A 7,262-nucleotide genomic window follows, 5' to 3' on the forward strand; every position below is an offset into this window, starting at 1 on the left:
AATGTCGGTAACAGCCGATTCACGCCGACCCACCGGCCAGGCCACAAATACAAGCAGTCCGCGCGCCGGAAGCATGCGCTTCCGGTCTGCCCTTATCCGGAGATTACATGGCCTCACCCACTGAAACCGTCAGCATGGCGCTGTTCTGTGACTTCGAGAACGTCGCCCTCGGCGTGCGTGATGCGAACTACGATAAGTTCGACATCAAGCGAGTTCTCGAACGACTGCTGCTCAAGGGCAACATCGTTGTCAAGAAGGCCTACTGCGACTGGGATCGCTACAAAGGTTTCAAGGCCGCGATGCACGAAGCCAACTTCGAGCTCATCGAGATCCCGCATGTACGACAGTCGGGCAAGAACTCCGCCGACATCCGGCTTGTCGTCGACGCGCTCGACCTTTGCTACACCAAGGCACACGTCAACACCTTCGTCATCATCAGCGGCGACTCCGACTTCTCGCCGCTCGTCTCCAAGCTGCGCGAAAACGCCAAGCAGGTGATCGGCGTCGGCGTAAAGCAATCGACCTCCGACCTGCTGATCGCCAACTGCGACGAGTTCATCTTCTACGACGATCTCGTGCGTGAAAGCGAGCGCGCAGCACGCAAGCGCGAGGCCAGCCAGGCCCAGTCCGGCAACCGTCGCCCGCAGAACGAGGACAAGGGACGCAAGGACGACATCGAGACCCGCCGGACGCAGGCGATCGAGATCGCAGTGGAAACCTTCGAGGCCCTGCTGGCCGAGCGCGGCGACAGCGGAAAGATCTGGGCATCCATGCTCAAGGAAGCCATCAAGCGCCGCAAACCCGACTTCAGCGAGTCCTATTACGGTTTCCGTGCCTTTGGAAACCTGCTCGAAGAAGCACAGGCACGCGGCCTTCTCGAGTTCGGGCGCGACGAGAAGTCTGGCGCCTACGTCTATCGGAGCAGCACCGCGGCCGAGACCGATGTACATGCGGAGCGTCCCGCGCGTGAGGCCGAACCCTCGCGCCGCGACCGCTCGCGACGCGGCGGACGCCGTGACGGCAGCGCACCCGGATCGGCCAGCAATGCGCCGGTCGACGAGGCGGCTGAACCCGTGGCAGAGTCGGCCCCCGAAACCGCTGCCGACAACCAAGCGGAGCAGCACGCAACCGACGCAGCGCCCCCGCGCCGGGAAAGACCGTCGCGAAGAGGCTCGCGTCGGACCAACACCACCGGCAGCGGCGCAGCTCCCTCAGCCGAAACACCGGCAGGCGCATCTGCGCCCGCCCCCGCACCTGCCTCTGCGCCGGCCGCCCAAGCCACCGTCGTCGAAGCCCCCGCCGCAAAACCGCCTGCAGCAGTGGCCAGCGCTCCCGCAGCAGCGCCTTCACGCGCACCCGATGCAGTGAGCAGCGCGGCGGCCGAGGTGCCGCGCGTACCGAGCAATGTTAGCCCTGCCGCGCTGCGCACCAGTGAGAAGATGAAGGCAGCAGACGCCGCAATCGCCGCGGCGGCGGCCGCGAGAGCGGCACAGTCGGGTGCTCCCATGCGTGCAGTGGAACCCGCTGCACCTGTACGCGCAGTGGAACCTGCGGCACCCGTCAAAATGGCAGAACCCGCTGCGCCAGCGAAAGCAGCCGACACCGTCGCACCAGAGAAGGCGGCAGACGCGGCAGCACCTGCACCGGAAGCCAAGCCCGCCAGGACGCGCAAGCCCGCAAAAGCCCGCGCCAAGCCTGCGGAAGACAAAGCCGAAAAGCCGGCCAAGCCCGCACGCAAACCGGCGGCACGCAAGAAGAGTGCGCCCAAGAAGGATGACGCGACCGACGATACCTCGGTCTGAGCACAGCCTGTCGGGCGCAACACGCCCGGCCCCGGAACAGCCTCCCTGCACTCACGTGCAGCGAGGCTGTTTTTTCGTCAACGCAGCTCGCCAGGCGGCGTCTGTTTGTGATTGCGCGGCCGGTAGCCGTAGCGCAGCGCCAGTGCATCCGGGTCGTCGCCCATCCAGTAGGCCAGACGCAGGCGCCACATCAGCACGATGGTGCGCAACACGCCGTGCTTCTCCCAGCGCCGTCCGGAGGTCACCACGCGCTCGCGAATGCAGGCGGGACGCGAGGCCTTGCGCAATGCCCCGGTCAGCGCGACATCCTCCATCAGGGCGATATCGGGATAGCCCTTCACAGCAAGGAACGCAGACCGGCAGACAAAAATCGCCTGATCGCCAGTGGCAATGCCAGTCAATCGTGAGCGCAGATTCATCAAGGCCGCGACAACGCGCAGCATCCACGGCCGGCCGTCGATGCGAACATCGAACCGACCCCATTGCGCACCCGTCGCGACTGCACGCCGAATACAGTCGATCGCGTTGGCGGGAAGCCGGGTATCTGCATGAAGAAAAAGCAGCACGTCGCCACTGGCGCTACGCGCCCCGGCGTTCATCTGACTGGCACGCCCGCGTGGCGCGGTCACAAAGCGATCTGCCACGCCTTGTGCGATCGTCGCGGTGTCATCCGTGCTGCCACCATCGGCGACAATCAGCTCGACCCCGGCCGTGCGCAATGGCTCGATACGCGACAGGCAGGCGGCCAGCCCCTCCGCCTCGTCAAGCACCGGCACGATGATGGAAATGCTGGGAGTCTTCATTGATCCGTCACGGTCAGGCTTTCACAAAAACAGGCGCCCAGCGCGAACTGCTCATCCAGAGCTCTAGATCCGACACCGACACCGGCTTGCTGATCAGATAGCCTTGTGCGAGGTCGCAACCGAGCTGCCCCAGGCGCTGCAATACATCCTCGGTTTCGACGCCCTCGGCGGTGACCATCAACCCCATGTCATGCGCAAGCTCTATGGTTGAGCGGACAATGATCTCGTCGCCCGGACGCGTGCACAGATTCATGACGAAGCTGCGATCGATTTTCATCTCCTGCACCGGCATCTGTCTTACATAGGACAAGGATGAATATCCCGTGCCGTAGTCGTCTATCGAGAGCATGCAGCCGGTGGCGCGAAGGCGCTCAAGATTGCTCAGGGCATGCCGTGGATCGTCGAGCACGGCGCTTTCGGTGATCTCCAGCGTAATCAGCCTGGCTGCACATCCATGTTCATCCAGCATTCGGCGGAAGATCACTGGCAGATCGGGTTGCAGCAAATCACGCGCCGAGATGTTCAGCGCCACATGGATATCGAGCCCCGCGCGCTGCCACAGCGCACATTGCCGGATGGCACTGTTCATCACCCACAGCGTGATCGTCTTGATGTAACCGGTCTGCTCGGCAAACGGGATGAAGTCCATTGGCGGGATGAAACCTCGCAGCGGATGCACCCAGCGCACCAGGGCTTCGACATGCAGTCCCAAGCCATCGCGCAATGCGAACTTGGGTTGGTAGTAGAGCACCAGTTCATCGCGCTCAACCGCCGCACGCAGTTCGGTCAGCAGCGATAGCCGGGCGGCGTTGCGCGAATGGTGCGCAGGGTCGTACACCTCCACCCCGCTGTTGTTGCGTTTGGCGTGATACATGGCCACATCCGCACAGCGCATCAGGTCTTCGGCGGTGGTGCAATGATCGGGAAAGATCGCAATGCCGATGCTGGCCCGAACATCGACCAGTTGCTCCTGCAGGTTCATTGGTTGCTCGAGGGCAAGTGCGATGCGGGTGGCAACGATTTTTGCCTCGTCAGCGTCCGCCCCCGGCACCAGCAGCGCGAACTCATCACCGCCAAGACGCGCAGCAGCATTGTCCACCGCACGCAGACCGCCCGCCACATCACGCTGCCTGACCCCGGCTTCACGCAGGCGCACACCAACCTCCTGCAGCAGCAGATCACCAAATCCGTGGCCAAGGGCGTCATTGACCAATCTGAAGCGATCAATATCCAGCGTCAGTACCGCGAGTCCCTTCCGCTGCTCGGCTGCGGCCTCCATGGCTGCCTTGATTTGCTCGTTGAACTGCACCCGGTTGGGCAGTCCGGTCAGGGTGTCGCGATACGCCAGCTCGGTGATTCTGGATTCACGCTGAGCGATCGCATTCGTCATGTGGTCGAAAGCATCGGCCAACTGCCCGATCTCGTCACCGCTGGCAAGCTTTGGCGGATGCATGTAGTCGCCGGCTTCGACGCGGCGGGCAAACTGCGCAAGACGGGTGACAGGCGAGGCAATCGTGCGCCCCATCAGCACACTTGCGAGCAGCATCAATCCCATTGCCACAATGGACAGCCCCAGCCACTCGCGATACAACCGCGTCCAGGGCGCCAGCGCCCGTTGCAGCGACAGCTGCAGCACGGCGGCAACACGATCACCTTCGCCCGAATCGATCTCGTGCACCCGACCGACATACTCGACGTCGTCGATCTGCATCGAGCCGGTTTCGAGTATCGAAGGTGTCGCCGGGCCGATCAGGCCGTTTTGCAGCGGCGAGTCGAGCGTACTCGCCAGCAGCGACCTCGGGAACGACGCGCCCTCGCGTACAAAGCTGACCTCCATCCCCGTGAGCCGCTTCAGATCCTCGGCAAACGGCGCGTCGATCTCGAAGCCGATCATCACCCAGGCCACCGGCACCGGCGCCAGCACCGGTACGAGCACGAGCTGATACAGCTTGCCCTGGACGATGCTGAACCCGGTGGCCGCACCCTTGCCACGCGCAGTCTCGATCAGTTGAGGCAGGCGCGTGATTGCGATCGCGTCTTCATCGGGATAGCGTGCAATGACATGATCATCCATTCCATACAACTGCATCAGGCTGGCATTGATGCGGGAGCCATGATTCTCCAGCGCAGACAGGATCGTGTCGCCGTCCCTGCTGAGCAAGGCTTCGCGGAACCCGTAATCGGCCGCGAGCACGCGCGCAGCCTGGGCGAGCTGCTGGCTGCGCTGATCAAGCAGGCGTGAAAACACCCGGTCACCGGTGACAAGTCGCGCCTGCACATCATCCAGCGCACTGCTGCGGCCGATCTGCTCAAACAACACCAAACCACCAATCTGTACGGTGAGCAGGATGAGTGCGAACCAGGCGGCAATACGCCACTGCAATCGGCTGAATCGAATACGCATCAGATCAGGGTTTGTCCGTGATGACGAGCCGCATCTTCTCGTCTCGCGCCAAATTCACCCGCACTCGCGGCAGTTCCGCACGACCCGCCCAGCGCGGATGCCAGTATTGAAGATCGTATTCGCCAGCCGGGACATCCTTGAACTCGGCGCGCCCTTGCGTATCGGTCACGGCCTGCCACGGCGTATTCGCCACCATTACGTAGGCCACCATGTGATCATGAATGTTGCATCCCAGCACAACGAGTCCAGGCTCATTGAATGTGACGGGTTTCGCAGGCGTGCCTGCATACAGTTTGAGTTCGAACGACTTGGCCGGGGAAAACGAGTACACATGATGGCGTACCGTGTCGCGATTGGGAAAGCTGATCGCGGTCCCGGTCTGCACAACGCTCACCAGCGGAATGAAGGTTTTGTTCTCCTGTCCGATCTCAGCCGTCTTCGGGCCTGCGGGCACTGGCCCGTTCAAGGGCAGCAAGGCCAGAGCGAGGTTTTCGACGACTGCAGCACGCTCATCAACGGCGCTCACGGCCAGATTTGCTGCCATAACCGACGCATTGAGAAGAGAGAAGCCCCCGAGCAGCAAGACTTTCCTGAATGTTGCAGAACAATTCATCGACTTCGTCCGAAAAGCACCCACAGCCGCCGCTGCCTGCCAAGTTTGCTGGAAACACTCGTGCTTGCGTAATCCTAGCCGAAAAGGCCAAACTCCCGCGCAAACTGTACGAACGTCACGACATTCCTTCGAGGGCTTCCATGCAAATCATCCGTTCAAGCGCGATCGCGTTCGCTTTCGCATCCGGATTCAGTCTTTCCCAGGCCGCACCGCTCTCCCCGGACGGTCCCTTGAGCACGATGACCTTGTATGCGGTGACGGCATCACACGATCTGATCAGCTTCAACGCCAAGACCCCGTCGACGGTGACGACCCGCGTCAAGCTCACCGGACTGGCCAAGGATGAGCGTTTGCTCGGACTCGATTACCGGGTTGCCCGAGGCGTTCTGTTTGCGCTCGGCAGCAGTGGCCGGATCTTCACTGTCGACACCGGCAACGGCGCACTCACGCCAGTTGGGGAAACGCCTTTTGCCATCGCGCTCGACGGCCATCGTTTCGGCTTCGACTTCAACCCCGCTGCAGACCGCATCCGCATCGTTTCGGACAGCGGGCAAAATCTGCGCGCGCATCCCGATACCGGTGCAATCGTTGATTACAAGGCCGATGAGCCTGGCGTGCAGGCAGACGGCCGCCTCACTTACGACGAAGGCGACTCCAATGCAGGCAAGGCACCACGTATTGTCGCCGCCGCTTATACCTACAATACGAAAAACGAGAAGCTGACAACAAACTACGCCATCGACATGGCGACTGCGACACTCGCGCGCCAGGGCTCAATCGAGGCGGAAGAGCCGGTGGTGTCGCCCAATACCGGTCGTCTGAAAACAGTCGGCAAACTGGGCGTCGATGGCATCACCGACGCCCATTTCGACATTTCGGACATCTCGAACACGGCCGTCGCCGCGTTCAGCACAGTCGCTGCACCGGGTTACCGGCTGTACTCGGTCGATCTCGCCATGGGCACGACACAGCTGCTGGGCGACATCAGCGCTGGAGAACCCTTGCTCGGACTCGCAATCGAGCCCTGAGCGCCACTGCGGGATCTAGCGGATAAAGTCGCGATTGACTTCACGAAACTCGGCAGTACCACCACGTTTCAACCACTCGAAGGCAACCATCTCGCGCGACACGATCTCGATGCCGTGACTGCGCATGCGAGCGTAGGCAAGATCGCGGTTCGCAGGGTCGCGGGATCCGGCGGCCTCGGCAACAACAAAGACCTCCTTGCCCGCCCAGCGCAGTTCGAGCGCGGTCTGCTGCACGCAGACATGCGCCTCGGTGCCGCACATGATCACCTGTCGCCGGTCCTCAACCGCCGAACCCTTGAAGCAGCCGTCGGCCTGTGCGGAGAAACACTGCTTTCCGAGGTACAGCGCCGACGCCGTCACTTCCTTGAGACGTGGAACGGTATAACCGATCTTCTCCGGAAAATGCTCGGTGACGACGGTCGGCACGCCCAGCCGACTGGCGACGCCTGCGAGCCAGATGCAGTTGTCGACGACCTGTTCGCCATCGTGAATCGCAGGCGCAAGGCTGGTCTGTACGTCGATGATCAGCAGCACCGACTTTTCCGGATTCATCAGCATGGCAGTCTCCCTCAGCTCATCAGTTCGGGACGGTCGCGGAACAGGGCGAGCGCC

Annotated in this window: 6 protein-coding genes; 2 read left to right on the forward strand and 4 right to left on the reverse strand. The window is 62.3% G+C overall.

What is annotated here, in order from left to right; translation table 11 throughout:
- Positions 1-107: 107 nt before the first annotated feature.
- Entirely contained in the window at positions 108-1,802 is a 1,695-nt protein-coding gene (locus tag AC22G6_RS09900; protein WP_487366649.1) for an NYN domain-containing protein, read from the forward strand.
- 77 nt (positions 1,803-1,879) lie between these two features.
- On the opposite strand, the gene AC22G6_RS09905 is transcribed toward AC22G6_RS09900, so the two are convergent.
- From AC22G6_RS09905 to AC22G6_RS09915, 3 genes are read right to left on the reverse strand one after another with little or no spacing between them, the layout of a single operon-like run.
- Positions 1,880-2,605: a TIGR04283 family arsenosugar biosynthesis glycosyltransferase gene (locus AC22G6_RS09905; RefSeq protein ID WP_487366650.1), complete on the reverse strand. Its 726-nt coding sequence runs from the start codon at positions 2,603-2,605 to the stop codon at positions 1,880-1,882.
- Between the two features lie 13 nt (positions 2,606-2,618).
- Positions 2,619-5,009 (reverse strand): putative bifunctional diguanylate cyclase/phosphodiesterase, encoded by a 2,391-nt coding sequence (locus AC22G6_RS09910; protein ID WP_487366651.1) that lies wholly within the window; start codon positions 5,007-5,009, stop codon positions 2,619-2,621.
- A gap of 4 nt (positions 5,010-5,013) precedes the next feature.
- Positions 5,014-5,592: a methylamine utilization protein gene (locus AC22G6_RS09915; RefSeq protein ID WP_487366652.1), complete on the reverse strand. Its 579-nt coding sequence runs from the start codon at positions 5,590-5,592 to the stop codon at positions 5,014-5,016.
- 170 nt (positions 5,593-5,762) lie between these two features.
- On the opposite strand from AC22G6_RS09915, the gene AC22G6_RS09920 reads away from it, so the two are divergent.
- A complete protein-coding gene (locus tag AC22G6_RS09920; RefSeq protein ID WP_487366653.1) occupies positions 5,763-6,650 on the forward strand; it encodes a DUF4394 domain-containing protein in 888 nt (295 codons plus the stop codon).
- Positions 6,651-6,665: 15 nt separating this feature from the next.
- Here the strand turns inward: AC22G6_RS09920 and AC22G6_RS09925 are convergent, their stop codons facing one another.
- The gene (locus tag AC22G6_RS09925; protein WP_487366654.1) at positions 6,666-7,208 is read right to left on the reverse strand and encodes a hydrolase; all 543 of its coding nucleotides are present in this window, start codon (positions 7,206-7,208) and stop codon (positions 6,666-6,668) included.
- Between the last annotated feature and the right edge of the window lie 54 nt (positions 7,209-7,262).

Source organism: Parazoarcus sp. PS-13 R2A (assembly GCF_057621855.1).